The sequence below is a fragment of the Cellulomonas sp. PhB143 genome (genome assembly GCF_003752595.1).
In the GTDB taxonomy this organism is placed as follows: domain Bacteria; phylum Actinomycetota; class Actinomycetes; order Actinomycetales; family Cellulomonadaceae; genus Paraoerskovia.
This window is the reverse complement of record NZ_RKIJ01000009.1, coordinates 518,692-544,244: the sequence shown is the minus strand read 5'-3', so window position 1 is coordinate 544,244 and position 25,553 is coordinate 518,692. Positions and strand designations below refer to the sequence as shown.

At 76.3% G+C, this 25,553-nt stretch carries 26 protein-coding genes; 17 read left to right on the top strand and 9 right to left on the bottom strand.

Annotated elements, in window-relative coordinates:
- Window positions 1–61: 61 nt before the first annotated feature.
- Window positions 62–697 carry a Crp/Fnr family transcriptional regulator gene (locus EDF32_RS03860; protein WP_199734814.1) on the bottom strand — a complete coding sequence of 212 codons (636 nt, stop codon included), beginning with the start codon at window positions 695–697 and terminating at the stop codon, window positions 62–64.
- A 220-nt stretch (window positions 698–917) separates the two neighbouring features.
- On the opposite strand from EDF32_RS03860, the gene nth reads away from it, so the two are divergent.
- Window positions 918–1,631: an endonuclease III gene (nth, locus tag EDF32_RS03855; RefSeq protein WP_123307166.1), complete on the top strand. Its 714-nt coding sequence runs from the start codon at window positions 918–920 to the stop codon at window positions 1,629–1,631.
- Here the strand turns inward: nth and EDF32_RS03850 are convergent.
- Together EDF32_RS03850 and EDF32_RS03845 are read right to left on the bottom strand one after the other, a co-directional pair.
- Window positions 1,609–2,532: an alpha/beta fold hydrolase gene (locus EDF32_RS03850; RefSeq protein ID WP_123307165.1), complete on the bottom strand. Its 924-nt coding sequence runs from the start codon at window positions 2,530–2,532 to the stop codon at window positions 1,609–1,611. The two genes, nth and EDF32_RS03850, sit on opposite strands and share 23 nt — an antisense overlap.
- Window positions 2,529–3,272 (bottom strand): response regulator transcription factor, encoded by a 744-nt coding sequence (locus EDF32_RS03845; RefSeq protein ID WP_123307164.1) that lies wholly within the window; start codon window positions 3,270–3,272, stop codon window positions 2,529–2,531. The genes EDF32_RS03850 and EDF32_RS03845 overlap by 4 nt, the downstream gene beginning before the upstream one ends.
- Window positions 3,273–3,543: 271 nt before the next feature.
- Between EDF32_RS03845 and EDF32_RS03840 the strand changes: the two genes are divergently transcribed.
- Window positions 3,544–4,284: a hypothetical protein gene (locus EDF32_RS03840; RefSeq protein ID WP_123307163.1), complete on the top strand. Its 741-nt coding sequence runs from the start codon at window positions 3,544–3,546 to the stop codon at window positions 4,282–4,284.
- Here the strand turns inward: EDF32_RS03840 and EDF32_RS03835 are convergent.
- Window positions 4,281–4,694 (bottom strand): DsrE family protein, encoded by a 414-nt coding sequence (locus EDF32_RS03835; protein WP_123307162.1) that lies wholly within the window; start codon window positions 4,692–4,694, stop codon window positions 4,281–4,283. The two genes, EDF32_RS03840 and EDF32_RS03835, sit on opposite strands and share 4 nt — an antisense overlap.
- 163 nt (window positions 4,695–4,857) lie before the next feature.
- Here EDF32_RS03835 and EDF32_RS03830 point away from each other — a divergent pair, with 163 nt between their 5' ends.
- From EDF32_RS03830 to dtd, 8 genes are all read left to right on the top strand, one after another.
- The gene (locus tag EDF32_RS03830; protein WP_123307161.1) at window positions 4,858–5,433 is read left to right on the top strand and encodes an FABP family protein; all 576 of its coding nucleotides are present in this window, start codon (window positions 4,858–4,860) and stop codon (window positions 5,431–5,433) included.
- On the top strand, window positions 5,430–6,584 hold the full coding sequence (locus tag EDF32_RS03825; RefSeq protein ID WP_123307160.1) for a folate-binding protein YgfZ: 1,155 nt from the start codon (window positions 5,430–5,432) through the stop codon (window positions 6,582–6,584). The genes EDF32_RS03830 and EDF32_RS03825 overlap by 4 nt, the downstream gene beginning before the upstream one ends.
- Window positions 6,585–6,598: 14 nt before the next feature.
- A complete protein-coding gene (locus EDF32_RS03820) occupies window positions 6,599–7,696 on the top strand; it encodes an FUSC family protein (RefSeq protein WP_123307159.1) in 1,098 nt (365 codons plus the stop codon).
- 79 nt (window positions 7,697–7,775) lie between these two features.
- Window positions 7,776–8,045, top strand: coding sequence for a type II toxin-antitoxin system prevent-host-death family antitoxin (locus EDF32_RS03815; RefSeq protein ID WP_123307158.1), 270 nt, complete (start codon window positions 7,776–7,778; stop codon window positions 8,043–8,045).
- A gap of 3 nt (window positions 8,046–8,048) precedes the next feature.
- Window positions 8,049–8,474 (top strand): type II toxin-antitoxin system VapC family toxin, encoded by a 426-nt coding sequence (locus EDF32_RS03810; protein ID WP_123307157.1) that lies wholly within the window; start codon window positions 8,049–8,051, stop codon window positions 8,472–8,474.
- 21 nt (window positions 8,475–8,495) lie between these two features.
- Window positions 8,496–8,828, top strand: coding sequence for a DUF2516 family protein (locus EDF32_RS03805; protein ID WP_123307156.1), 333 nt, complete (start codon window positions 8,496–8,498; stop codon window positions 8,826–8,828).
- A 4-nt stretch (window positions 8,829–8,832) separates the two neighbouring features.
- Window positions 8,833–9,828: an asparaginase gene (locus EDF32_RS03800; protein ID WP_123307155.1), complete on the top strand. Its 996-nt coding sequence runs from the start codon at window positions 8,833–8,835 to the stop codon at window positions 9,826–9,828.
- Between the two features lie 13 nt (window positions 9,829–9,841).
- On the top strand, window positions 9,842–10,267 hold the full coding sequence (gene dtd, locus EDF32_RS03795) for a D-aminoacyl-tRNA deacylase (protein WP_123307154.1): 426 nt from the start codon (window positions 9,842–9,844) through the stop codon (window positions 10,265–10,267).
- Between the two features lie 109 nt (window positions 10,268–10,376).
- Here dtd and EDF32_RS03790 read toward each other — a convergent pair whose 3' ends face one another.
- Both EDF32_RS03790 and EDF32_RS03785 read right to left on the bottom strand, forming a co-directional pair.
- Window positions 10,377–11,096 carry a peptidase gene (locus EDF32_RS03790; protein WP_148061561.1) on the bottom strand — a complete coding sequence of 240 codons (720 nt, stop codon included), beginning with the start codon at window positions 11,094–11,096 and terminating at the stop codon, window positions 10,377–10,379.
- 234 nt (window positions 11,097–11,330) lie between these two features.
- Complete coding sequence (locus EDF32_RS03785; protein WP_123307152.1) at window positions 11,331–13,181, bottom strand: DUF4012 domain-containing protein; 1,851 nt, start codon at window positions 13,179–13,181, stop codon at window positions 11,331–11,333.
- Window positions 13,182–13,341: 160 nt separating this feature from the next.
- Here EDF32_RS03785 and EDF32_RS03780 point away from each other — a divergent pair, with 160 nt between their 5' ends.
- A complete protein-coding gene (locus EDF32_RS03780; RefSeq protein ID WP_123307151.1) occupies window positions 13,342–13,782 on the top strand; it encodes an OsmC family peroxiredoxin in 441 nt (146 codons plus the stop codon).
- A 21-nt stretch (window positions 13,783–13,803) separates the two neighbouring features.
- Here the strand turns inward: EDF32_RS03780 and EDF32_RS03775 are convergent, their stop codons facing one another.
- Complete coding sequence (locus tag EDF32_RS03775) at window positions 13,804–14,955, bottom strand: NAD-dependent epimerase/dehydratase family protein (protein WP_123307150.1); 1,152 nt, start codon at window positions 14,953–14,955, stop codon at window positions 13,804–13,806.
- 16 nt (window positions 14,956–14,971) lie between these two features.
- Window positions 14,972–15,631 (bottom strand): TetR/AcrR family transcriptional regulator, encoded by a 660-nt coding sequence (locus tag EDF32_RS03770; protein ID WP_123307149.1) that lies wholly within the window; start codon window positions 15,629–15,631, stop codon window positions 14,972–14,974.
- An 82-nt stretch (window positions 15,632–15,713) separates the two neighbouring features.
- Here EDF32_RS03770 and EDF32_RS03765 point away from each other — a divergent pair, with 82 nt between their 5' ends.
- The 6 genes from EDF32_RS03765 (at window position 15,714) to EDF32_RS03740 (ending at window position 24,502) form a co-directional block, all read left to right on the top strand.
- Entirely contained in the window at window positions 15,714–16,445 is a 732-nt protein-coding gene (locus EDF32_RS03765) for a hypothetical protein (RefSeq protein ID WP_123307148.1), read from the top strand.
- Window positions 16,442–18,646 carry a YhgE/Pip domain-containing protein gene (locus EDF32_RS03760; RefSeq protein WP_123307147.1) on the top strand — a complete coding sequence of 735 codons (2,205 nt, stop codon included), beginning with the start codon at window positions 16,442–16,444 and terminating at the stop codon, window positions 18,644–18,646. Before EDF32_RS03765 ends, EDF32_RS03760 begins: the two co-directional genes overlap by 4 nt.
- 354 nt (window positions 18,647–19,000) lie before the next feature.
- On the top strand, window positions 19,001–21,871 hold the full coding sequence (locus EDF32_RS03755) for an FAD-binding and (Fe-S)-binding domain-containing protein (protein ID WP_123307270.1): 2,871 nt from the start codon (window positions 19,001–19,003) through the stop codon (window positions 21,869–21,871).
- A gap of 161 nt (window positions 21,872–22,032) precedes the next feature.
- Window positions 22,033–22,647: a nitroreductase family protein gene (locus EDF32_RS03750; RefSeq protein ID WP_123307146.1), complete on the top strand. Its 615-nt coding sequence runs from the start codon at window positions 22,033–22,035 to the stop codon at window positions 22,645–22,647.
- A gap of 1 nt (window position 22,648) precedes the next feature.
- Entirely contained in the window at window positions 22,649–24,172 is a 1,524-nt protein-coding gene (locus EDF32_RS03745; RefSeq protein ID WP_123307145.1) for an NAD(P)/FAD-dependent oxidoreductase, read from the top strand.
- Between the two features lie 27 nt (window positions 24,173–24,199).
- Window positions 24,200–24,502: an MTH1187 family thiamine-binding protein gene (locus EDF32_RS03740; RefSeq protein ID WP_123307144.1), complete on the top strand. Its 303-nt coding sequence runs from the start codon at window positions 24,200–24,202 to the stop codon at window positions 24,500–24,502.
- A 3-nt stretch (window positions 24,503–24,505) separates the two neighbouring features.
- On the opposite strand, the gene EDF32_RS03735 is transcribed toward EDF32_RS03740, so the two are convergent.
- On the bottom strand, window positions 24,506–25,357 hold the full coding sequence (locus tag EDF32_RS03735; protein ID WP_158614049.1) for a bile acid:sodium symporter family protein: 852 nt from the start codon (window positions 25,355–25,357) through the stop codon (window positions 24,506–24,508).
- Between the last annotated feature and the right edge of the window lie 196 nt (window positions 25,358–25,553).

Here is a 25,553-nt window from a genome sequence, read left to right as displayed (position 1 = left end):
ATCGTTGATCTCAGGGGCGGAGAGTGGCTTCTCGGCAGAGCACGTCAGCGGGGCAAGCGCGTCAGCGGGCGCGGCGCTCCAGGCGGTCCAGGTCGAGCAGCACGATCGCGCGGCCCTCGCGCCGGACCCAGCCGCGCGCGGCGAAGTCGGCGAGCGCCTTGTTGACCGTCTCGCGGGACGCGCCCACGAGCTGGGCGAGCTCCTCCTGCGTGAGGTCGTGCGCGACGCGCAGCCCCTCGTCGGTCGACTCGCCGAAGCGGTTCGAGAGGTCGAGCAGGGCCTTGGCCACGCGGCCGGGGACGTCGGAGAACACGAGGTCGGCGAGCGTCTCGTTCGTACGGCGGAGCCGGCGGGCCAGCGCGTGCAGCAGGTGGGTCGCGACGCCGGGGTGGATCTCGATCCACGACACGAGCTGGGCGTGGCCGAGCTCGTAGACGAGCGCCTCGGAGACCGCGCTCGCCGTGGCGGTGCGGGGGCCCGGGTCGAACAGGGACAGCTCGCCGAACATCTCGCTCGGACCGAGGATCGAGAGCAGGTTCTCCCGCCCGTCGTTGGAGCGACGGCCGAGCTTGATCTTGCCCTGGGCGATCACGTAGAGCCGGTCGCCGGGCTCCCCCTCGCGGAAGAGCACCTCTCCGCGCGCCAGTTCGATCCGCGACATCGAGTCGAAGAGGCGCTTGGTCTCCTCGCGCTCCATCGTCGCGAAGAGCGGAGCCGAGAGCACTACGTCGTCGTCCACGCGAGCTGTCCTTCGTCGTCGTCCGACCGTCGACGCGGCGCCGCCGTCCGGGGCGCGCGAAGACCGGGGACCCCGTGCGGAATCCAGGGTCCAGTCTGCACCATGGCCGCAACTTCGGGCTCCGTTCCGTCGGGCCGCCGCCCGTCCGCGAGCGGGCCGTCGTCGTTACGCTGGGCCGATGACGTCGCCGCCTCCGGAACGGCCCCCGCTCGCCCTGGTGCGCCGCGCCCGCCGGACGAACCGGGAGCTGGCGCTCGCCCACCCGGACGCCCGGTGCGAGCTCGACTTCCGCACGCCGCTCGAGCTGCTGGTCGCCACGGTCCTGTCCGCGCAGACGACGGACGTGCGCGTGAACGCGACCACGCCCGCCCTCTTCGCCCGCTACCCCGACGCGGCCGCGCTCGCCGGCGCCGACCGCGCGGAGCTGGAGGAGATCCTGCGCCCGACCGGCTTCTTCCGCGCCAAGGCGCGCTCGGTCACCGGGTTGGCGCAGGCGCTCGTCGAGCGCGACGACGGCGAGGTGCCGGCGAGCATGCCGGAGCTCGTGGCCCTGCCGGGAGTGGGGCGCAAGACGGCCAACGTGGTGCTCGGCGACGCGTTCGGGCTGCCGGGGCTGACGGTCGACACGCACTTCGGGCGCGTCGTGCGGCGGCTCGGCTGGACCGCGGAGGAGGACCCGGTCAAGGTCGAGCACGCGGTCGGCGCGCTGATCGAGAAGAAGGAGTGGACGCCGCTCTCGCACCGGCTGATCTTCCACGGCCGGCGCATCTGCCACTCGCGGCGGCCCGCGTGCGGGGCGTGCCCCGTCGCGGGGCTCTGCGACTCGGCGGGGATCGGCGAGCAGGACCCGGTCCGCGCCGAGAAGCTGGTCAAGACCTCCGGGCCGCGCTGAGCCAGTCGACCAGGAGCGCGGAGACGCGCTCGGGCGCCTCCTCGGGCAGGAAGTGGCCGGCGCCGGGCACCAGCTGCAGCCGGAAGGAACGGGCGAGGGCCGCGCCGTCGGCCCCGATGCCGGCCGGGCGCACCCACGGGTCCTCGGTCCCGTGGATCTGCAGCGCGGGCACGTCGAGCGGCCGGCGGACCGCGGCGAGGTACCGGGCGCCCGACGGCCGCGCCCGCGAGCGCACGCTCCAGCGCAGCGCCTCCATCGCGCTGTGCGCGGCGAACGGGATCTGGAGCACGGTGCGGTAGGTGTCCACGACCTCCGGCGCGACGGGCGCCACGGACCCCTCGGTGAGCAGCTCCGCGACGAGGTTCCCGGTCGTCAGGGCCCGCTCGGGGAGGGTCGGCAGCTGCGCGAACGCGACGTGCCGGCGGGCGGCGGGGGTGAGCGCCCGGCGCACCGGGAGCTCACGCCGCGCGGGGTGCGGCGCCGAGAGCGCGACGACCCCGGCGACGACGTCGCGCTGCAGCGCGGCCGTCGCCCAGGCGATCGCGGCCCCGGTCCCGTGCCCGACGACGTAGGCCCGGTCCGCGCCGAGCGAGCGGACGACGCCGGCGACGTCGCGCGTGCGCGTCGGGATGTCGTAGCCCAGCGGCGGCTTGTCGGAGCCGCCGGTGCCGCGCAGGTCGATCGCGGCGACGCGGTAGCCGGCGTCGGCGAGCGCGGCGAGCTGGGCGCGCCACGCCCACCAGAACTGGGGGAACGTGTGCACGAGGACCACCAGCGGCGTCCCGCGCGCCGCGCCGCCCGCGGGCTCGGCGACGGCGACGTGGAACCGGCACCCGTTCGCGGGCACGAACTCGTGCCGCCAGGGGCCCTCCTGCAGGGCGGTCGTGTAGTCGGACGTCACGCGCGGTTCCCGGCGGTCTGCGTGTCCGTGGAGCCCTCCGTGCCGGGCTCGGGCGCGGGGCGCCGTTCCTTCGGGGGGTCGAACCGGTAGCCGACGTTGCGGACCGTGCCGATGAGCTGCTCGTGCTCGGGGCCGAGCTTCGCGCGCAGGCGCCGCACGTGCACGTCCACGGTCCGGGTGCCCCCGTAGTAGTCGTAGCCCCAGACCTCCTGCAGCAGCTGGGCGCGGGTGAACACGCGGCCCGGGTGCTGGACGATGTACTTGAGGAGCTCGAACTCCTTGTACGTCAGATCGATGGGCCGGCCCTTGAGCCGGGCCGTGTAGCCGCTGACGTCGATCGCCAGCTCGCCGGCGGAGATCTCCTGCGGGTCGCCGTTGTCCGGGCCGGAGGCGCTGCGCTCCAGCACCAGGCGCAGCCGCGCCTCCACCTCCGCGGGGCCTGCCGACTCGAGCAGCAGCTCGTCCGCGCCCCACTCGGCGGTGACGACGGTCAGGCCGCCCTCGGTGAGCACCAGGACCATCGGCACCGCGATCCCGGTCGCCACGAGCATGCGGCACGTGGTCCGCGCGGCCACGAGGTCGCGCCGGGCGTCGAGCAGGACGACGTCGGACTCCGGCGCGTCGACGAGCGCCGACGGCTCCATGGGCAGCACCCGGACCCGGTGCGAGAGCAGCCCCAGGGCGGGCAGCACCTCGGACGACCCGCCGGTCGACGGGGTCAGGATCAGCAGATCGGCCACCGGAGTACCTCCTTCGGACCACGTCTCGGTGGACGCCGCGCGGGGGCGACGGTTCGTCACACCCGGTGACGGTTCTGGTGACGCTTCGTGATGGTGGGTAACGGTATCGCGTGGTGCGACGACGCCGTGCGCGCGTCTCGGCACGCACGTCGGCACGACGCGCCGCCCTGCCAGGATCGGCACCGTTCGGCGCGCCGGGGCGAGTCTGACAGACTTCCCCCGTGCCGAGCCCCGACCGTGAACGACGCCGCCCCGCCGCAGGAGCACGGTCGTGACCGCGTCCACGCGCGCCGTCGCGACGGCCGTCGCCGCCGCCGCGCTCGCGGCCGCCGCCTTCCTCGGCGAGGTTCCGCTCGGTCTCGTGCTGCTCGCCCTGGCCGGACTCCTGGCCGCCGGGTGGCCCTCGCTCCTCGACCTGCCCGCACCGCTCGTGACGCGGGTCGTCATCGCCCTCGCGGGCGTCGCGGCCGTCGGCACGGTCCACCTCACCGACGGCGACCAGGCGCTGGCCAACCTGCCCCTGGTGCTGGCGTTCGCGGTCGTCGTCGCGTTCGCCGCGGAGATGGCGCGTCGCGACGGGCGGGTGCGGCTCGTGGACTCGGTGACCGGCAGCGTGGCGGGCGCCGTCGTCGCGGTGGCGAGCGCGGGCTGGCTCGCGACCGGCCCGGGCGAGGCGGGGGTCGGCGTCGTCGTCGCGTGCGCCGCGGGCCTCGCCGTGGCCGCCGCGTTCTCGGCCGTGGACTTCCACGCGTGGTGGGGCGAGGGGCTCACCGTCCTGGTCGGCGTGGTCGCGTCCGGGGTCACGGGCGCCCTGCTCGCGGAGGTCGGTCTCGTGCGCGGGCTGGGGACCGGCCTCGTCGCCGGGCTCCTCGTCGCGGCGTCGCACGCCCTCTTCGGCCGGCTCGAGGTGGCGAGCACGAGCCGCACGGCTGCCCTCGCCGCGATCGTGCTGCCGGTGTCCCTCGGCGGGTCGCTCGTCTACGTCGTCGGGCGGGTGCTCGGCGCGGCCTAGTACACGAGGGCCTGCGCCCCCGGGCGCAGCGCCTCCTCCACGAAGACGGACGCGCCGGCGATGCGCACGCCCGGCAGCAGGTCGGGCTCGGTGATGTCGCGGCGCGCCGCGCACTGCGTGCACACGGTCACGGTCCCGGCGGCGAGCACCGCCTCCAGCAGGTCACCCAGCGGCGCCGCGTGCTCGAGCTCGAGCTCCGCCGCGCGGCCCGGCAGGCCGAACCACGCCGACTCGCCCGTGAGCCACAGGCTGACCGGCGCGCCCGCCGCGACGGCCGCGGCCGCCACCGTGAAGGCCTGGTTGACCGCCTCCGGCCGCTCCAGCCCGGAGGTCGCCTTGATCACCAGCGACCGCGCGCCGGGGGGTGCGGGGACGTCGTCGGGCAGCGGGGCGGGCGGGTGCGCGGTCATGGGGCGAAGACTACGAGAACCCCGGGCGGTAGGATCGCGGCATGTCGAACCACGCCCTCGAGATCTTCTACATCGGCCTGCTGCTCGTCGCGACGGTGACCATCGTCTGGTTCGCCGGATTCGTCGTCTACAAGCTCTTCAAGGGCCAGCGCTGAGCGCGAGCATGACCTTCGCGATCCCTGACGACCTCTCCCCGGACGTCTATCCCCTGGCCTGGCTCGTCGGCACGTGGCGCGGCGAGGGCGTCGTGTCCTACCCCGGCGTCGACGAGGCGCCGTTCGTCACCGAGGTCGTCGTCGACCACGACGGCGGCCCGTACCTGCGCTACGCCTCCACGCTGCGCATCCTCGACGCCCCCGTCCCCGTGCCGGGCGGCAGCGCGCTGCCCGCGGGCACGCTGGACGGCGACGCCGAGCTGCCCGGCACCGTCTGGTCCGCCGAGTCCGGCTACTGGCGGGTGGCCAGCGAGCGTCCCGAGGGCCTGGAGGAGGACCGTTTCCCGCTCGAGGTCGTCATGGCCGACGCCGCGGGTCGCGTGAGCGTGTACGTCGGCGCCGTCGGTCGCGGGCGGATCGACCTGGCGAGCGACCTCGTGGCGCGGACCGCGACGGCGGCCGAGGTCGGGGCGTCGCACCGCATGTACGGGCTCGTCGAGGGCGACCTCCTGTGGGTCGAGGAGCTCGCCGCGTTCGGCCACCCCCTGCAGTCCTACGCGTCGGCCCGGCTGGTGCGCCGGTGACCGCGACGGCGGCACGCCGCAGCCCCCTGCTCGAGCGGCACGGCGCGGTCGAGGCCTCAGGCGCCGACGCGGGGGTCGCCTGGCACTACGGCGATCCGGCGGGGGAGCAGCGCGCGCTCGCCTCGGGCGGCGCCGTCGTCGACCAGTCGCACCTCGGGGTGGTGCGCGTCGCCGGGCCGGACCGCCTGACGTGGCTGCACTCCATCACCTCCCAGCACCTGCTCGACCTCGCGCCCCGCGTCTCCACCGAGCTGCTCGTGCTGAGCCCGCAGGGTCACGTCGAGCACGCGGCGGGCGTGGTGGACGACGGCGAGGCGGTCTGGCTCGTCACCGAGGGGCCCGCCGCGGCCGGCCTCGCGACGTGGCTGGACCGCATGCGGTTCATGATGCGGGTCGAGGTCACGGACGTCTCGGACGACGTCGCCGCGCTCGGCGAGCCGCTGCGCGCCGAGGGCGCCGAGGGCGAGCCCGTGACGTGGGCCGACCCGTGGCCGGGCGTCACCGAGGGCGGCACGCGGTACGGGCCGCCGAGCGACGAGCACCCCGGTGCCGAGCGCGCCTGGCGCCTCGTGCTCGTGCCGCGCGCCGACCTCGTCGCCGAGGTCGAGGCGCGCGAGGCCGCCGGCTGGCGCCTCGCGGGAACCTGGGCCACCGAGGCCGAGCGCGTCGCCGCCTGGCGCCCGCGGCTCGCCGCGGACGCCGACCACCGCACGATCCCGCACGAGCTCGACTGGCTGCGCACCGCCGTGCACCTGCACAAGGGCTGCTACCGGGGCCAGGAGTCCGTCGCGCGCGTGCACAACCTGGGCCGTCCGCCGCGGCGCCTGGTGATGCTGCACCTCGACGGGTCGGGGCACCTGCTGCCGGTGCCGGGCGCGGAGGTCCGCGCCGAGGCCGGCGGCCGCGTGCTCGGGGCCGTGACCAGCGTGGCCCGCCACCGTGAGCTCGGCCCGGTCGCGCTCGCCGTGCTCAAGCGCTCCGCGCCGTCGGACGTCGAGCTGCTCGTCGACTGCGAGGGCGGTGACGTCAGCGCCACGCAGGAGGTCGTCGTGCCCGGCGACGGCGTCTCGGCCGACCGCCCGGCGCCGCGGGCCCCCGTCGCGCGCGGCGTCACGCCCCGCGGCGACGGCGCGCCCCGGAGCATGATCTAGGGGACGCTGGGCGCATGGTCCCCCCGGTCGCCGAGCGTGCGATGCGCTCGCTCGTGCTGCGGGCGCGGGTCCGCCAGGGCACCTCGCGCGTGCGGTCGGCGTTCTGGCCGATCGTCCAGGCCTCCCTGGCCGCGGCGCTGGCCTACCTCGTCGGCGTCTACGTGTTCGGCCACCCCTACCCGATCTACGCGCCGATCGCCGCGTGGGTGTGCCTCGGGTTCACCTCCGACCGGCAGATCCGCAAGGTCGCGGAGCTCGGCGTGGGCGTCGCGATCGGGGTCGGCATCGGCGGGTTCGTCGTGCACTGGATCGGGGACGGCTGGTGGCAGGTCGCCGTGCTGCTCGCGTCGTCGACCCTCATCGCCCGCTTCGTGGACCGGGGCGCGCTGCTGACGTCGCAGGCGGGCGCCCAGGCGCTCGTGATCATCGGGCTGCCGACGACGTCGGGAACCGACCCGCTCAACCGGCTCGGCGACGCCGTCGCCGGCGCGGCCGTGGCGCTGCTGGTCGCCGTCCTCACGCCGGGCGACGCCCGCCGGGGGCCCCGGTCCGCCGCGACCGCGGCGGTCGCCGAGCTCTCGGCGACGTTCTCGCTGCTCGCCGACGCCGCCCGGGACAGCGACCCGGACGGCTTCGCCACGGCGCTCGTGCGGGGCCGCGCCGCCGAGCCCGCCATCGAGGAGTGGCGCTCGGTCGCCGGGTCCTCCTACGACCTCTCGCGCGTCAACGCCGTCGCGCACCGGTACCAGGACGAGCTGTCGCGGCACGTGCGCGACGCGGTGCTGCTGCACCGGGCGATGAACAGCACGCGCGTCCTGGCCCGCCGCGCCGTCGTGCAGGTCCCGACGGACGACGACGCCGCGTGGGTCGCGTCCCTGCTGGCCCGGCTGGCGACCGCCACCGAGACGCTCGCGGACGCCCTCGGCGCCGGGCGCGACCCGGCGGTGGCGCGCGAGACGCTCGTGGACGTCGCCCACGACCTCGACCCGCACCGCACGGACGACTGGCACGTGCAGTCGCTCGTGCTGCTGCTGCGCTCCCCGGTGGTCGACCTGCTGGAGATGGCGGAGCTCGACGGCGCGGCGGCGCGGGACGCCCTGCCCGCGCTCTGACGTCCGCGGGCGCGCCACGGGCACGGCAGAGGTGTGCCAGGGGTGCGCCGAGACGCCGGCGACCGCTACCTTGTCCGGCATGGAGGTCGCCGTCAGCGCGTTGCGCGCCGAGCTGAAGCAGTGGATCGAGCGAGCGCGGGACGGCGAGGAGGTCGTCGTGACCGACCGCGGGATCCCCGTCGCGCGTCTCGCGGGGATCGGCACCGCCGACCTGCTGACCGAGCTCACGCGTGAGGGCCTGCTCACGGCCCCCGCGACCGAGCGTCCGGTCGTGCGCGCCCCGGCCCGCGCCGAGCAGCGCGCCGGCAGCCGCGGCATGTCCGGGCTCGTCCGGCGCATCCGGCGCTGAGCCGTGGCCCTCGTCTACCTCGACACGAGCGCGCTCGTGCACCTGTGCGTCCCCGGCTCGGGCTCGCGGCTGACCGCCGCCCTGTGGAACCGGGCCGACGTCGTCGTCACCAGCCGGCTCGCCGACACGGAGATCCGGGCGGTCCTCGCGGCCGGCCTGCGGGCCGGGGCGCTCGAGCCCGCCGAGCACGCGGCCGCCGTACGGACCTGGGAGGAGCTGTGGCCGGCCCTGCACGTCGTGGAGCTCACGGCGTCCGTGGCGGCGACGGCCGCCGACCTGGTCGCCCGCGTGCCCGCGACCCTGCGCGGCGGCGACGCCGTGCACGTCGCCAGCGCGCTCGCCGTCCGCCACCCGGAGACGGTGGTCGCCGCCTGGGACGAGCACGTCGCGGCCGCCGCCCGCTCCGAGGGCCTCGTGGTGGTGCCGTAGCAGGTCCCGTAGGCTCGATCCGTGCTCTCCTCCGCCCAGGCCCTCGTGCTGCTGCTGCTGTCCGTCGTCGCGTTCGTGGTGCAGGTCTACGCGCTGGTGGACTGCGCCCGCCGGCCGGCGCGCGCGTTCGTCGCGGAGGGCAAGCTCACCAAGAACGTCTGGCTGATCATCCTCGGGGTCGCGGCGGCGCTCGGGTTCGTGGGCCTCGGCGGCGGCGGGCTCGGTTTCCTCGGGATCGTGGCCATCGTCGCCGCGATCATCTACCTCGTCGACGTCAAGCCCCGCGTCGCGCCGTACTCGCCGCGCCGGGGCCCCGGGCCGGGCCAGGGCGGCGGACGCCCGGGCGGGTGGTGACCCGGTGACCGACGACGTCGCGGCCCGGGCGGGCCGCCTCGCCGACGTGGTGCGCAGCGGCATGGTCGAGTCCGTGCACCTCGGCCACCTCGTGGTCCTGGACCGCGACGGCGCCGTGCGCCTGGCCGTGGGCGACCCGGACGTCGTGGTCTGGCCGCGCTCGTGCGTCAAGCCGCTGCAGGCCGTGGCCATGGTGCGCGCCGGGCTGGACCTGCCGCCCGAGCTCCTGGCCCTCGCGGCGGCCAGCCACAACGGGGAGGCCGTCCACCTCGCCGGTGCCCGGCGCATCCTCGGCGCCGCGGGCCTCGACGAGTCCGCGCTGCGCAACGAGCCGGACCTGCCGCTGCTGCCCGCCGCCGCGCTGGCGTGGCAGGTGGCGGGCCACGGCCCCGACCGGATCACCCAGAACTGCTCCGGCAAGCACGCCGCGATGCTGCTGACCTGCGTCGGCGCGGGCTGGGACACCGCGACCTACCTCGACCCGGCCCACCCGCTCCAGCAGGCGGTGCGCGCCACGATCTCCGAGCTCACCGGCGACGACCCCGACCTGCCGGTGAGCACCGACGGGTGCGGCGCGCCGCTGTTCGCCACGTCGCTGCGCGGGCTCGCGCGCGCCACGGGCCGCGTCGCCGCGGGCCCGGCACGCGCTCCGGGCTCCGCGCAGGCGCGGGTCGCCTCGGCGGTCTCCGCGCACCCGGAGATGGTCGCCGGCACCGGCCGCGAGGGCACCGCGGTGATGCGCGCCCTCCCCGGCGTCGTCGCCAAGGACGGCGTCGACGGGATGTTCGCGGTCGGCCTGCCCGACGGCGCCTCGATCGCCTTCAAGGTCCTCGACGGCTCGGCGCGGCCGCGCCCCGCCGTGCTGGTGGCGGCGCTGCGGCGGGCGGCCCTCGACGGCCTCGGCCTCGACGCGGGCGCTCTTGACGCCCTCGACGGTCTCGAGCATGTGCCCGTCCTCGGCGGCGGCGTGCCCGTCGGCGAGGTCCGGGCCGCGTTCTGAGCGGGGGGAGGCGATGAGAGCGGTGGTCCAGCGCGTGACGCGCGCGTCCGTGACGGTCGCCGGCGAGGTCGTCGGTCGCATCGACGGGCCCGGGCTGGCGGTGCTCCTGGGCGTGACGCACGGGGACGGTCCCGCGCAGGTCGAGACCGTCTCGCGCAAGATCGCGGAGCTGCGCCTCCTCGAGGGCGAGGTCTCGGTGCAGGACGCCGGCGCGCCCGTCCTCGTGGTCAGCCAGTTCACGCTCTACGGCGACACGCGCAAGGGTCGGCGGCCCACGTGGAACGCGGCCGCGCCGGGACCGGTCGCCGAGCCGCTGGTCGACGCCGTCGTGGCGGCCCTGCGGGGCCGGGGGATCGAGGTCGCGACAGGCGTGTTCGGCGCGGACATGGCCGTCGAGCTGGTCAACGACGGCCCGTTCACGGTGCTCGTCGAGGCCTGAAAGAACTCGGCCTGAAAGAGCTCGGCCTGAACGACCGAGCCCCGCCCGACCGGTGCGCCGGTCGGGCGGGGCTCGTCAGCCGTGACCGGCTGTCAGGTGTGGCGGGCCGTCAGGCCTGGCCGTCCGCGGAACCCTTGCGCGAGCGCCGCGTCCACAGGACGAGGCCCGTGCCGAGCGCGAGGAGCACGACCGCGCCGCCCGCGTAGGCGCCGATCTCGGCGCCCGTGACCGCGAGGCCCGGCGTGCTGCTGCTGCCGCCCTCGGCGTTCGCGACCGGGGTCGCGTCGTTCCCGGGCGTGTCACCGGGAGGGGTCATCGGCGGCGTGCCGGGAGGCTGCGTCGCGCACTGCGGGCTCGACGGCGGGTACGACACGGTGACGGTGGCCTCGGGGTTGACGTTGAAGCGCACCTGCGTGGAGTCGCGCACCCACTGGTAGGGCCCGCCCTCGACCCACGTGCCGTCGTCCTGCTGGACCCAGCCGGGCCAGCCGGTGGGGTTGCCGGCGGAGTCGACGGTCGCGCCGGGCCACAGGATGCGGCCCGAGCCGACCGTCAGCCCGTCGACGACGTAGTCCTCGCCGGAAGGGTTGACGAAGGTGATCGTCAGGGCCGTCGCCTCGGTGTTCTCGACCTCGACGTCATAGCCCAGGTACGGCACGTCGCCGTCGCAGATCGGCTGCTGCGTCAGGACGGAGAACGCCGCCTCAGGGGCGTACCCGTCGTCACCCTCGGCCGCCGTCGCGGGCGCGGCGAGGAGCAGGGGGGCGAGGACGCCCGCGGCGAGCGCGGCCGACCAGCGGTGCCTCGGTGTGGTGCCCGACATTGTCATCACTGCCCATCGATCGACTCCGAGGGTCCCCGGCCGTGCGGCCGGTTCCCGAGAACTCCTCGCCGCGTCGTGCCTCGCGCCGTCCGGGGCCGTGGCAGCCGCCGGAGGCGACAGGTCGTCGCGACGTCGCCAGCGTATCGGCGCGGACGTGCACCGCGGCAGAGGTGGTGTGGGTGAAAACGGCGGCCGGGCGGATCTGTCACCGTTTCGTGACCGGACCGGCCGGCAGGCGGATCAGCAGGGGGCGGTGAACGTCTGCAGGCCGGGCTCCGTCGCCGTCGGCGTGGACCAGAGGTCGACCCGCCGGTCGGTGCCGCCGGGGACGACCGGGTCGGTCGGCGCCGCGCCCGGCCCGTGCACGTCGAGCGTGATCGTGGCCGACGCGCCGGGCGCGAGCGTCTGCGGCAGCTCGATCGCTCGCCGGTCGCCGACGACGGCGCTCTGCCCACCGAGGTTGTCCTTGCCGCGCACGATGTCCGAGACCCATCCTCCGCGCGGGGGGTAGAGGACGACGTACGTGGTCAGGTCCACGCGCTCGGCGCCCTGCTCGTCGCCGAGCACGTAGTCCGGCAGGCTCGTGGCGGCGTCCTTCGGGACCCGCGAGGCGAGCGTGATGCGCAGGCTGTCGACCCGGCCCTGGGCGGTGCACCGGCTGCCGGTGACCTCGATGTCCGAGTCCAGGTAGTAGGTGAGCTTGCCGGAGACGGCGTCGTTGAAGAACACCCCGAGCGAGCCGTCGGCGCGCTCGGCCGTGTCGATCGCGCCCGAGGCCTCGGTGTCCGCGACGAGGCTCTGCTCCTCGGCGTGGGTGGACCAGAACTGGAGCCGGTGCTCGTCCGCGGCGTGCGCGAGCGCCCCCTGCACGTCGCCCGCGCCCACGCTCCCGCCGAGGGCGGTGCCGAAGACGGCGGCCGCGGCCCCGGCGAAGAACGCGTCGGTGGCCTCGTGCCCCTCGTGGTCGGCGTAGACGCCCGAGAGCAGGTAGGAGACCGCGTTGTCCGCGGTGAGCGTCGTGCCCTGCGTGGTCACGGGCCCCGTCGCGCCGAGCAGGTAGGACAGGGCCACCGGGTCGGTGGCGAGCACGCCGTCCACCTCCGTGCCCTGGCTGCGGCGCCACATCTCGGCGGTCAGCGCGGCCGACGTCGGGAAGTCGGGCGTCAGCACCGTGTCCTGCACGTAGCGGCCCAGCCGGTCGGAGTAGAGCTTCTCGTCCTCGGGCGCGAGCTTCGCCACCGGCTCGTCGAACGGGCCCACGGCCCCGGTCGAGGCTTGCGTGCCCAGGGTGATCCGGCCGGCGTCGGCGTGGATCTCCGCGAGCGACCCCGGGATCCCGCCCGCGGCACGGAGCTCGGCGTTGTTGAGGTTCATCAGCAGGTACGTGCGCGGCCCGTCCGCGCCGAGCACGGGCGGCAGGAGCCGGACGAGCCGCTCGCCGGTGCGCAGCGTCGCCGCGAGCTCGGTCGTGCGGTCGCGCAGGTCCGTGACCGGGCCCGCGACGAGGGGCAGCAGGTCGTCGGTGTCCACCGCGTCGAGGTCGGCCGCGACCTCGTCCGCGGAGTCGGACGCGGCGCTGACGACGGGAACCGCCGCGTTCAGCGGCGCGAGGTCGATCGTCCCGTCGACCGGTCGCAGCCCGTCGCCGTCCAGCACCTGGGCGACCTGGGCGAGGGGCGGCAGCACGTCCTGCGTCAGGCGGTCCACCGACGCGGCGGTCGTGCTCACGGCGGCGAGGTCCGGCCCGATGCCGGGGGCGTGGGCCGCGACCGCCCACAGCGGACCGTCGGTGTTCACCCGGGCCCGGTGGGTCAGCGGCCGGACGTCGTCCAGGGCCGCGGACGCGGCATCGACGTCGCCGGCGCGGACGGCGTCCTCGGCCGCGGGGAGCATGGTCGCGGCCTTGCGCAGCGCGTCCTGCGCGGTCAGGGCCTGCTTCGCCAGGACGATGCCGCCCACCACGACGGCCACGACGAGGACACCGACCACGAGCAGGACCCAGCGGGCGACGTGGCGGCGGCGCCGGCGTCGGGCGGGGCGGCCCGTCGGGCGGTCGGACGGGCTCTCGACCGGCGTCGACGGGGCGCTCATGCGGACACTGTAGGACGCCGGCGCCCGGCCTCCCGACCGGCGCCGGGTGAAGAACGGGCCGACGAACTACCGTGGTCGGAGCCCCGCGCACGACCCGGGGCACCACCGCCGGCCGTCGCCCGGGAGGCGCGGCCGGATCCCCGAACCGAAGGAGCAGCACATGCCTGCACGTACCGCGCGGACCGCCTGGAACGGCTCGTTGACCGAGGGGTCGGGGCAGGTGGAGCTCAGCAGCTCGGGCCTGGCGACCTACGACGTCTCCTTCCCGCGCCGGGCCGCGGACGACGCCGAGGGCGTCACCAGCCCGGAGGAGCTCATCGCCGCGGCCCACTCCTCGTGCTTCGCGATGCAGCTCTCCGCGGTCATCGGCGAGACCGGCGCCACGCCCGAGTCGCTCGACGTCAGCGCGACCGTGACCCTCGAGCCGGACCCCGACGGCGGGTTCCGCATCCCGTCGATCGCGATCACCGTCAAGGGCGAGGTCCCCGGCATGGACGCCGCCGCGTTCCAGGAGGCCGCCGAGAACGCCAAGGCGACCTGCCCGGTCTCGAAGGCGCTGGCCGGCACCTCGATCACGCTCGAGGCGACGCTGGAGTCCTGAGCCGGGGCGACTGGCGGGCGGTCAGTCGGTAGGCCGCAGCGGCAGCAGCGGCGGCGTCTGGGCGCCCGCCCCGTCCCGGATGCCGGCGACGATCTCCTCGAGCGCCGAGCGGGCGTCGTGCTGCGGTGCCCAGTGCAGGATCGCGCGGGCGAGCGTGGTGTCGAGCACCGGCGAGTCGAACAGCGTGTCGAGCCAGCGCGCGTCGACCGGCGCGACGCCGAGCGCTTTGGCGGACGACAGCGACATGCGCGCGACCTGCTCGGGGATCGGGCGCAGCCTGCCGCCGGAGACGACGTCGGCGAACGTCTGGCCGTCGAGCACGTCGCTCGCGGCGATGTTGAACGCGCCCGGCTGGCGCTGGACCACGATGCGCCGGTAGGCCTGGGCGAGGTCGTCGGCGTGCACGACCTGGACGCGCAGGCCCTCGGGCCACAGCACCACGGGCACGGTCCCGTCCTTGCGCAGCGGGACGGACGGCAGGCGACCGACGACGTCGCGCACCAGCTGGCTCGCACCCCTCCGGTGCAGCACGATCGGCGAGCGGACCGAGGTCACCACGACGGGGTGCTCTGCGGAGAGCCGCACGAGCAGGCGCTCGACCTCCGCCGTCGCGGTCATCGGCCGGTCCGTCGCGGCGGACGTGCCGTCGGCGTTCTCCGCGCGGGCCCACGGGGCGCTCCCGCTCGTGTCGCCGCCGCGCACCGGCCACGACTCGACGCGCGGCTCGTCGCCGCCGCTCGCGGCGTACGCGCCGGTGCAGGACGCGGCGACCACGTGCCGGACGCCCGCGCGGCCGGCGGCGGCGAAGACGCGCCGCGCGGCCTCCACGTCACCGGTGCGGCGGTCCCGTGCCGAGGTGCGCCGCCGCGGCGTGCGGACCAGGTGGACCACGGTGTCTGCCCCCGCCATCACGCCGGCGAGCCGGTCGACGACGTCGTCCGCGCCACCGGCCGTGACGTCGAGCCGGACCCAGCTCGCGGCGTCGTGCGGGAAGTCGACGGTGCTGGCGCCGCCCGCGCGGGGCACGCGGCGCGCGACCCCGACGAGGGAGGTCACCACCGGTTCGACGGCGAGCGCGGCGAGCACCGCCGTCCCGACGTTGCCGCTCGCACCGACGACGACCACGCGCATGCCGACCTCCTGGTTCGCGGGTGCGTCGCGGGTGCGCCGCACCGTTCGTGCTCCGACGCTATCGGCTCGCGTCCGGGCGCGCCGCCGCGCGCGCGACCGCGGTCAGCCGGCGGCCGAGGTCCGCGGGGACCTCGGGGACCAGGACGGCCAGGCTCTGCACGGCCAGGGACTCCACGTCGGCGCGCCCGAGCGGGCCCGGCCCGTCCTGGTCGAGCCACTGCGCGGTGACGGTCTCGACGAGGGCGACCCAGCCGCGGGCGAGGGTGGCGGCCCGCGGGCTGGGGTCGAAGCCGGCGTCGGAGGCCGCGCGTGCCATGCGTTCGACGAGGGCACGTCGCACGGCCTCGAGCGCCGCGGCGGTCTCGGCGTCCGCGGCGAGCGTGCCGCGCCAGACGTCGCGCCAGACGGGGGCCCGTCCCGTCACTGCGTCCAGGAACCGCCGGGCGACGAGCGCCGGGCGCTGCGCGGCGGGGACGTCCTCGGGGGCGTGCACCTGGGCGTCCAGGTCGTCGATCGCCACGCGCGCGACGGCGCGGCGCAGGCCGTCGGTCGAGCCGAAGTAGTGGAAGACGAGCGCCTTGGACCGGCCGGACTCCTGGGCGACGCCCGCGGGGGAGAGCCCGACGAGCCCGTGGCGGGTCGCCACCCGCAGGGCCGCGTCCAGCAGCTCGTCGCGGCGCTCGGTGGGGTCGCGGCGGGCGGCGGTGCGTGCGCTCATGGTCCAGTGGTAGCAGGTCGTTGACCTCTGGTCAACAGCAGGCGTACGCTGTTGATCCGAGGTCAACAGAAGGGTCGTCGACGTGCAGATCACGCTCGAGCAGGTGGGAGTCCGGGGGCGGCGCGAGCCGCTCCTGTCGCGGTTCTCCGTCGCGGTCGCCACCGGCAGCGCCGTCCTCGTCGCGGGCGAGCCCGGCCACGGCCACACGGCGCTCGCCCTCGTCGCGTCCGGGCGGATGCACCCCTCCGAGGGGCTCGTGCTGCTGGCGGGCGGCGACGCCGGCTCCGCCGATGCTGCCGCGACGCCCGAGGGCCCGCTGCCCGCGCTCCTGCGCGAGGTCACCGCCGTCGTCGACGTGCCCGGCGTGTCCGAGCCCGACGAGGCCCTGACCGTGGCGGACGTCGTGGCCGAGGGCCTCTCGCTCGCGGGACGCCCCGACCGGCCCCGCGACGTGCGCGGCTGGATCGCGGCGAGCACGCGCGACGTCGACCGCGGCACCCGCGTCGACCAGCTCACCGGTCCGCAGCGCGTCGCCCTGCTCCTCGCGCTCGGCGCGGCCGACCCGCGGGTGCGCTTCCTCGTGCTCGTGCTGCCCGACCGCCACGGCGGCGACCCCGCGCAGTGGTGGGACCTCGCGCTCGCGTGGGCGGCGCGCGGGTACGGCGTGCTCGTCGGCGCCACGCGGTCCTCGGCCCGGATGCTCGGGGCCGACCTGCCGGAGGCCCGCGGCACGGGGGGCGTGGACCCGTGGCACGCGCCGCCCGTCGTCGCGCTCACCGCGACGCCCGCACCCGACTCGGAGGACCCCCGATGACCCCGTTCCGGCTCTCGATCAGCGAGCTGCGCCGGCTCACGACGGGCACGATGCCCCGGCTCGCGATCCTCGCGATGGCGATCATCCCGACGCTCTACGCCGGCCTCTACCTCTTCGCCAACCACGACCCGTACGGGCGTCTCGCCGAGGTGCCCGCCGCCGTCGTCGTCGAGGACGAGGGCGCGACGACCACCGACGCCACGTCGGGCAAGGAGACCCACGTCCGCTACGGCGCCGAGGTCGCGGACCAGCTCCAGGACGACGGCGGCTTCGACTGGACCGAGACCGACCGGCAGCACGCCGAGGACGGGGTCCGGGACGGCACGTACGACGCCGCGCTGATCGTCGGCCCCGACTTCTCCGCGGACCTCGTCTCCAGCGGTGAGCTCGACCCGCACCAGGCGAGCCTGCAGCTCGTCACCAACGACGCGAACAACTACCTCGCGACGACCATCGCGAACACCATCGTGGGCGAGGTCCGCGACTCGGTCGCGTCGCAGGTCGGCACCGAGGCGGCGTCGACGTTCCTCGCTGGGTTCCACGACATCCACACCGACCTGTCCGACGCCGTGGACGGTGCCGCACGGCTCGCCGACGGCGCCAGGACGCTGCAGGACGGGATCGGGACCGCCGACGACGGCGCGCACGACCTCGCGGACGGCGCGGGCACGGCGGCCGAGGGCGCCGCCCGCCTGTCCTCCGGCGCTCAGGACCTCGACGACGGCGCCGGGCGCCTCGCGTCCGGCGCGTCCGACGCCGCGGACGGAGCGAGCCGGCTGCACGACGGCGCGGACGACCTCGCCGACGGGGCCGGCACGCTGTCCTCGGGCCTCGGCACCCTGCGCGAGGGGACGAAGGACCTGCCCGGGCAGACGCAGGAGCTCGCGGACGGTGCGGCGCAGGTCGCCGACGGGAACGCGCAGGTCGCGCAGTACGGCGACGAGGCCGCCCAGGGCGTCGACGAGCTCGGCGACCGATTCGACGCGTGGCGCGCCGACGCCTCGACGACGCTCGCGGACCAGGGTCTGTCGCAGGACCAGATCGACGCGCTCCTCGCCGACCTCGACGATGCCCGCGCGCCGCTGGACGCGGCGGGCGACCAGGTGAAGGACGCCTCCACGCAGCTCGACACCCTCTCGTCCGGGGCGCAGCAGGTCTCTGACGGCGCGGCGCGGCTCGCGGACGCCGCCCCGGCCCTCGCGCAGGGGGTGGACGACGCGGCCGACGGCGCGGCGACGCTGGACGACGGCGCGTCCGACCTCGCGGACGGGGCCGGCACGCTCGACTCCGGGGCCTCCGACCTCGCCGACGGCGCCGCGTCGCTGCACGACGCCACCGGGACCCTGGCCACGGGCGCCGGCTCGCTCGCGGACGGCACGGCGACGCTCTCCTCGGGTGCCGCGAGGCTCGCCTCGGGCACGTCCGACCTGGCGGACGGCTCCGACGACCTCGTCGACGGGGCCACGCGCCTGCACGCGGGACTCGCCGACGGGCTGGGGCAGGTCCCCGACCCCGACCAGAAGACCGCCGACGCGACGGCGTCGAACCTCGGCGACCCGGTCGCCGTGCACAGCGACGACCTCTCCTCCGCCGGCACGTACGGCGCCGGCCTCGCGCCGTTCTTCCTCAGCCTGGCCACGTGGATCGGCGCGTACGTGCTGTTCCTGCTGGTGCGTCCGCTGTCCACGCGGGCGCTCGCCGCGGGCCGGCCGTCCTGGATGGTCGCGGTCGGCGGGTGGCTCACGCCGTTCCTGCTCGGCGTCGCCCAGGTGACCGTGATGTTCCTCGTCACGACCCTCGCGCTCGGCATCGACGTCGCCCACCCGTGGCTCACGCTCGGGTTCCTCGTGCTCGTCACCGCGGCGTTCATGGCGATCGTGCAGGCGCTGAACGCCTGGCTCGGGGCGGCCGGGCAGTTCCTGGGGCTGGTGCTGATGCTCGTCCAGCTCGTCACCGCGGGCGGGACGTTCCCGTGGCAGACGCTGCCGGAGCCGCTGCGCTCGATCCACTACCTGCTGCCGATGACCTACGGGGTCGAGGGGCTGCGTCAGCTCCTGTACGGCGGCAGCCTCGCCGCGGCGGGCGCCGACGCGCTCGTGCTCGGCGGGGTGCTGGTCGTCGCGCTGGGGTTCACGACGTGGGCGGCCCGCCGTCAGCGGGTGTGGACGGCGACGCGCCTGCAGCCCGAGCTCGTGCTCTGAGCCCCGGGTCGCGCAGGTACTCCCGCGCGGTGCGGGAGATCTCGTCCCAGGTCGGCAGCGTGAACCCCGGCAGGTCGTTCTCGCGCTCCTCCACGCGCCAGACCACCCTGCCCCGATCCCGGCCGGGGCGCGCGTCCGCCGGGTGGGAGGGCCCTGCGGGCAGGTGGCGGGTGGTGCGAGAATCCGACGGTGCCCGACATCTCACCCGCAGGACCCACGGCAGACACCCCGGCACCGACCCCCGCGCCCCGCGGCTCCGACGTGACCGCGACGACGGTCCAGGAGGCGCGGGCGGACGCCGCGCGGGCGTCCGCGACGGCGCGCGAGGCGCTCGCGGTGGCGCTGCGCACGGTGATGTCGGGTGAGGTCGAGACGGGCACGCGACGCCGGGCGGAGTACTCCACGGACGCGTCGAACTACCGCGTGGTCCCCGAGGTCGTGGCGTTCCCGGCGTCGACGGACGAGCTCGCGGCGGCGGCCGCCCTGACCCGCGAGCTCGGCGTCCCCCTCACGGTCCGCGGCGGCGGGACCTCCACCGCCGGGAACTCGGTGGGGCCCGGCGTGGTCCTGGACGTCTCGCGGCACCTGGACCAGGTCCTGGAGATCGACCCGGGAGCGGCCACGGCGCGCGTGCAGCCCGGGCTGGTCATGTCCGCGCTGCAGCGGGCGGCCGCGCCGCACGGCCTGCGGTTCGGCCCCGACCCCTCGACGCAGAACCGCGCGACCCTCGGCGGGATGATCGGCAACAACGCCTGCGGGCCGCACGCGGTGGCCTACGGGCGCACGGTGGACAACGTGGTCTCCCTCGACGTCGTGGACGGCCGCGGGCGGCGCTTCGTCGCGGGTGCCGGTGACCGCACGTTCCCTCAGGTGCCGGGCCTCGCCGAGCTCGTCGAGGAGAACCTCGCGCTGCTGCGCACGGAGTTCGGCCGGTTCGGCCGGCAGGTGTCCGGGTACTCGCTCGAGCACCTGCTGCCCGAGAACGGCTCGGACCTCGCCAAGGCGCTCGTCGGCACGGAGGGCACGGCCGTCACCGTCCTCGAGGCGACGGTCGCGCTCGTCCCGGTCCCGAGCCGCCCCACCCTCGTCGTGCTCGGCTACCCCGACATGCCCGCGGCGGCCGACGACGTCCCGGCGCTCCTGCCGCTCGGCGCCCTCGCGATCGAGGGTCTCGACGCGCGGCTCGTCGACGTGGTCCGCCGCGCCAAGGGCGCCGGCGCCGTCCCCGAGCTGCCCGCGGGCGGCGGCTGGCTCATGGTCGAGGTCGCGGGGGCCAGCGCGCAGGAGGCCCTGGCGAACGCCGAGCGGATCGTCGCGACCTCGGCGAGCACCGCCACGCGCATCCTGCCCGCCGGGCCCGAGGCCACCGCGATGTGGCAGATCCGGGCCGACGGCGCGGGGCTGGGCGGTCGCACGCCGGCCGGGGAGCAGGCGTGGCCCTGCTGGGAGGACTCCGCGGTGCCCCCAGACCGGCTGGGTGCCTACCTGCGCGAGCTCGAGGCCCTCATGGCCCGGTACGGGCTCGACGGGCTGATGTACGGGCACTTCGGCGACGGGTGCGTGCACCTGCGCATCGACGTGCCGCTCGAGGAGTCCGGGTCCGTGCTGCGCACGTTCCTCACCGACGCGGCGATGCTCGTCGCCGAGCACGGCGGCTCGCTCTCCGGGGAGCACGGCGACGGGCGGGCGCGCTCGGAGCTGCTGCCGATCATGTACTCGGCCGAGGCGATGCGGCTGATGGAGCGGTTCAAGGACCTCTTCGACCCGAAGAACCTGCTGAACCCCGGCGTCGTCGTCCACCCGCGGCCCGTGGACGCCGACCTGCGCCGCCCCCAGGCGAAGCCGGTCCTCTCGATCGCCGGGCCGGGCTCGGGCCGGGCGGCGCGCGGGACCGGGCACGTCGGGTTCTCCTTCGCCCACGATCACGGCGACCTGACCCAGGCGGTCCACCGCTGCGTCGGCGTCGGCAAGTGCCGGGCCGACTCGACGGCGTCGGGCGGCTTCATGTGCCCGTCCTACCTGGCGACCAAGGACGAGAAGGACGTCACGCGCGGCCGCGCGCGGGTGCTGCAGGACGCGATCAACGGCACGCTCGTCGGCGGCCTCGCGGCGCCCGAGGTGCGCGAGTCGCTGGACCTGTGCCTCTCGTGCAAGGCCTGCTCGTCCGACTGCCCGGCGGGCGTCGACATGGCCCAGTACAAGTCGGAGGTGCTGCACCGCACGTACCGGGGCCGGCTCCGCCCGGTGGACCACTACTCGCTGGGCTGGCTGCCCCGGTGGGCGCGGCTCGCCGGTGGCATGCCGCGCCTGGCGAACCGGCTGCTGTCCTGGCGCCCGCTCGCGCGGACCGTCCTCGCCCTCGGCGGCATGGACACCCGGCGCAGCGTCCCGGAGTTCGCCGAGGTGCCGTTCCGCACGTGGTGGAAGCGGGGCGGCGCGACGCACGGCGTGCCCGGCCTGGCGCTCGACGCGGCGCCCGGGCGGCCGGTCGTCTCGCGGCGCCCGCGGGTCGTGCTGTGGACGGACTCGTTCTCCGACGCCTTCGACCCGACCGTGCCCCAGGCCGCCCTGAGCGTCCTGCGCGCGGCGGGGTACGACGTCGTCGTCCCCGAGCAGGAGGCCTGCTGCGGGCTCACGTGGATCAGCACCGGCCAGCTCGACGGCGCGCGCAAGCGGCTCGCGAACCTGCTCTCGGTGCTCGGCCCGTACGCGGTGAACGGCATCCCGATCGTCGGTCTCGAGCCCTCGTGCACCGCGGTGCTGCGCTCGGACCTCGTCGACCTGTTCCCGCAGGACCCGCGCGCCCGGGCCGTCGCGGACGCGACGCGCACGCTGGCCCAGCTGCTCACCGACCCGGCGACGCGGCCCGACGCGGCCTCGGGCTGGCAGGTCCCCGACCTCTCGGACGTCAGCGCCGTCGTCCAGCCGCACTGCCACCAGCACGCCGTCATGGGCTTCCGCGCGGAGGAGAAGCTGCTCACCGACGCGGGCGCCACCCTCAAGACCCTCGCCGGGTGCTGCGGGCTCGCCGGGAACTTCGGCATGCAGAAGGGCCACTACGAGGTCTCCGTGAAGGTCGCCGAGGCGTCGCTGCTGCCCGCGCTCGCCGCCGCCGAGGAAGGCGACGTGTACCTCGCGGACGGGTTCTCGTGCCGCACCCAGGCGGACGACCTCGCCGGCGTCGCCGGCACCACGCTCGCGGAGCTGCTCGCGGCGCGGCTCTGACCCTCGCGCGCCGGCCCGGGCCCCCCGTCGGAGCCGGCCCGGCGCCGCGGTAGTGAGTTCTCGTCGAGGCAGAGGCCTCGAACCACCGGCTCGACGAGAAGTCACTACCTCGCGGAGCTGCTCGGGGCAGTCCCGGCCGCGCGTCGGGGGAGGATGGCCCGATGGAGCTCCAGGAGGTCGTCCGACGCCGGCGCATGGTGCGGCGCTACTCGCCCGAGCCGGTCGACGCCGGCGCCGTGGACCGGATGCTGCGCAACGCCGTCCGCGCCCCGAGCGCGGGCTTCACTCAGGGCTGGTCGTTCCTCGTCCTCGACGCGCCCGAGGACGTGGCCCGGTTCTGGGCGGCGACGTCGCCCGCGGAGGCGGGCGACCCGCCGTCGGCGTGGTTGGCGGGGATGCGGACCGCGCCCGTCGTGGTCGTGGTCCTCGCGTCGAAGGACGCCTACCTCGACCGGTACGCGCAGGACGACAAGGGCTGGGCGGACCGGGCGGAGGAGCGCTGGTCCGCGCCGTACTGGCACGTGGACGCCGGCATGGCGGCGCTACTGATGCTGCAGACGGCGGTCGACGAGGGGCTCGGGGCGTGCTTCTTCGGCGTCCCGCCCGCGCGGGTGGGCGCGTTCCGCGCGGCGTTCGGCGTGCCGGAGGCCTGGTCCCCGACGGGGGCGGTGACGGTCGGTCACCCCGCACCGGGCGAGGCGCCGCGCGGCTCGGTCACGCGGCGGGCGCGGCGCCCGCTCGCAGAGGTCGTGCACCGTGGCCGGTGGGGGAGCTGAGGTGAGCGGGCGCGGCGGGGCGCGGGACATCGTCGTCGTCGGGTCCGGGCCCAACGGCCTCGCCGCCGCCGTGACGATGGCGCGTGCCGGGCTCGGCGTCACCGTGCTCGAGGCGCAGCCCACCGCCGGGGGCGGGGCGCGGACGCTGGACCTCGGGCTCGCGGACGGGATCGTGCACGACGTCTGCTCGGCCGTGCACCCGATGGCCTGGGCGTCGCCCTTCCTGCGCGCGTTCGGCCTCGCCGCGCGCGGCGTCGAGCTGCTGGTGCCCGAGGTGTCGTACGCGCAGCCGCTGCTCGGCGGCCCGGCGGGGATCGCGTACCGCGACCTGGACCGCACGGTCGAGCGGCTGGCGGAGGACGGTCCGGCCTGGCGCTCGCTCGTGGGCCGCCTCGCGCAGGAGTGGCCCGACGTCGCCCGGCTCGCGCTGGGCGACAAGCGCTCCCTGCCCGCGGGCCTGCTCCCGGGCGGGATCACGACCGCCGCGCGGTTCGGGGCGGCCGTCGCGGAGCAGGGCACGCGCGCGTGGGACCTGCGGTTCCGCGGCGACGTGGCGCCCGCCCTGCTCACCGGCGTCGCGGCGCACGCGATCACGCGGCTCCCGTCGCTCGCCGGTGCCGGGACGGCGCTGCTGCTCGCCGCTCTCGCGCACGCCGGCGACGGCTGGCCCGTGCCGCGCGGCGGCTCGGGCGTTGTCGTCGCGGCGCTGCGCGCGGACCTCGAGGCGCACGGCGGCACGGTGGTCACCGGCCTGCGCGTCGGCGGGCCGGGGGACCTGCCGCCCGCGCGGGCCCACCTGTTCGACACCACGCCGCGCACCCTGCTCGCGGTGCTGGGCGACCGGGTCGCGCCCCGGGCCGCCCGCGCGCTGCGCCGCTTCCGGTACGGCGACGCCGCGGCGAAGGTCGACTTCGTGCTCGACGGCCCGGTCCCGTGGGCAGACCCCGAGGTCGCCCGCGCCGGGACCGTGCACGTCGGCGGGACGCGCGCCGAGATGGCCGCGACCGAGGCCGACGTCGCCGCGGGCCGGCACGCCGCGCGGCCGATGACGCTGCTCAGCGACCCGACCGTCGTCGACCCCACGCGTGCATCGGGCGGGCTGCGCCCGCTGTGGACCTACGCGCACGTCCCGGCGGGCTCCGACGCGGACGTCACCGAGGCCGTCACCGCGCACGTCGAGCGCTACGCGCCCGGGTTCCGCGACGTCGTCGTCGCCTCGCGGTGCGTGCCGGCCGCGCGGATGGACGAGCACGACGAGAACTATGCGGGCGGCGACATCGCGGCGGGCGCGGTCTCGATGCGGCAGATGCTCGCGCGGCCGACGGCACGGGCGGACCCCTACCGGGTGCCCACGGCCGGGCCCGCCGCCGTCTACCTGTGCTCGGCGTCGACGCCGCCCGGTCCCGGGGTGCACGGGCTCGGCGGCTGGTACGCGGCGCGCCGGGCGCTGCGCGACGTGTTCGGCGTGCGGAGCACCCCCGAGCTCGGCCCCGGCGACGCCCCGGTGCGCGGGCGGGGTGCGTGAGGCGGGCCGCCGCGTAGCATCCGGGGCATGGCGATCTTCGCGTTCTCCGTGTCCCCGCTCGGCGCCGGGGAGTCCGTCGCGGACTCCGTCGCCGAGGCCGTGCGCATCGTCCGGGCGTCGGGCCTGCCGAACCGCACCACCTCGATGTTCACCGAGATCGAGGGGGACTGGGACGACGTCATGCCCGTGATCCGGGCGGCGACCGAGGCCGTCGGCGCCGGGGGCCACCGGGTCTCGCTGGTGGTCAAGGCCGACCTCCGGCCCGGGCGCACCGGCGAGATCGACGGGAAGGTCGCCCGCGTCGAGGAGCGCCTCGCCCGCGAGGACTGAGCGTCAGGCGCCCGCCCGCGCCTCGTGCCGCTTGCCCAGCTCCGCCGCGAGCAGGATGAGCAGGATCGGGACGATCAGCGCCGCGACGAGGGTGCGCACGACGACGTCGTCCCCGAGCGAGACCGCGATGACCAGCGCCGCCGAGATGTTGCGCTGGGCGGCGCCGAGGGCGACGAGCTGTTTGTCGCCGCCGGGGCGTCCGGTCGCGGCGAGGTAGCCGACCACGAGCCCGACGACGAGCAGCAGCAGCGTCCCGACGAAGATCCACGACCCGATCGAGCTCAGCACGTCCTGCCAGCTGACCACGAGCCCCGCGACGAGACCGATGCCGAGCCCGAGCGTCGAGAGCTTGCCGACGCCGTCGTCCCACAGGTCCGCGACCTCCGGGTAGCGGGCCCGGACGAGGAGGCCGATGACGAGCGGGACGAGCATGAGCACGACGAGGGACCTCGCGATGTCGCCCGCGGAGACCGTCGCGCCCTCGATGACGGCCGGGACGACCAGCGGCGCGTAGACGATCGTCAGCACCATGAGCAGCACCATGCTGCCGACGGCCAGCGCGGGGTCGCTCCGGGAGAGCTTCGCGAGCGTCGGCAGGAACGGCGCGCCGGCGCAGCAGCCCAGCAGGACCAGGGCCGAGCCGGTCGCGTCGTCCATCGGCAGCACCTTGGTCAGCAGGACGACGAGCCCGGGGACGACGACGAAGTTCGCCAGCACCAGGCCGACGACGAGACGCACGTCGCGCAGCGGCGCGGCGATGCTCCGGACGGTCAGCCGCAGGCCCATCGAGAGCATGCCGGCCACCACGAACGCCAGCATCCCGACCTTCGTGACGGCGATCAGCGCGTCGTCCATGTCGATGTCCCCTCGGTGCCGCGCCCGGGCCCGGCCGTGCGCCGGACGTGTCGTCGGTCGTGTCGTCGCGACACTAGCGGCTGCGCGCCGGCACCGCGTCGGCGGCGCTCCCCGGGGCCCGGGGGACGGGTCGCAGAAGTTCGCCCGGACCCGTTCCGGGCACCCCCGCCAGGGACGTAGGCTAGGCGCACCGAGC

Coding starts and splice junctions, on each gene's coding strand:
- EDF32_RS03860 (WP_199734814.1), bottom strand. CDS start 697: ATGGAGCGCGAGGAGACCAAGCGCCTCTTCGACTCGATGTCGCGGATC.
- nth (WP_123307166.1), top strand. CDS start 918: ATGACGTCGCCGCCTCCGGAACGGCCCCCGCTCGCCCTGGTGCGCCGC.
- EDF32_RS03835 (WP_123307162.1), bottom strand. CDS start 4,694: ATGACCGCGCACCCGCCCGCCCCGCTGCCCGACGACGTCCCCGCACCC.
- EDF32_RS03830 (WP_123307161.1), top strand. CDS start 4,858: ATGACCTTCGCGATCCCTGACGACCTCTCCCCGGACGTCTATCCCCTG.
- EDF32_RS03820 (WP_123307159.1), top strand. CDS start 6,599: ATGGTCCCCCCGGTCGCCGAGCGTGCGATGCGCTCGCTCGTGCTGCGG.
- EDF32_RS03815 (WP_123307158.1), top strand. CDS start 7,776: ATGGAGGTCGCCGTCAGCGCGTTGCGCGCCGAGCTGAAGCAGTGGATC.
- dtd (WP_123307154.1), top strand. CDS start 9,842: ATGAGAGCGGTGGTCCAGCGCGTGACGCGCGCGTCCGTGACGGTCGCC.
- EDF32_RS03790 (WP_148061561.1), bottom strand. CDS start 11,096: ATGACAATGTCGGGCACCACACCGAGGCACCGCTGGTCGGCCGCGCTC.
- EDF32_RS03785 (WP_123307152.1), bottom strand. CDS start 13,181: ATGAGCGCCCCGTCGACGCCGGTCGAGAGCCCGTCCGACCGCCCGACG.
- EDF32_RS03780 (WP_123307151.1), top strand. CDS start 13,342: ATGCCTGCACGTACCGCGCGGACCGCCTGGAACGGCTCGTTGACCGAG.
- EDF32_RS03770 (WP_123307149.1), bottom strand. CDS start 15,631: ATGAGCGCACGCACCGCCGCCCGCCGCGACCCCACCGAGCGCCGCGAC.
- EDF32_RS03760 (WP_123307147.1), top strand. CDS start 16,442: ATGACCCCGTTCCGGCTCTCGATCAGCGAGCTGCGCCGGCTCACGACG.
- EDF32_RS03755 (WP_123307270.1), top strand. CDS start 19,001: ATGTCGGGTGAGGTCGAGACGGGCACGCGACGCCGGGCGGAGTACTCC.
- EDF32_RS03750 (WP_123307146.1), top strand. CDS start 22,033: ATGGAGCTCCAGGAGGTCGTCCGACGCCGGCGCATGGTGCGGCGCTAC.
- EDF32_RS03740 (WP_123307144.1), top strand. CDS start 24,200: ATGGCGATCTTCGCGTTCTCCGTGTCCCCGCTCGGCGCCGGGGAGTCC.
- EDF32_RS03735 (WP_158614049.1), bottom strand. CDS start 25,357: ATGGACGACGCGCTGATCGCCGTCACGAAGGTCGGGATGCTGGCGTTC.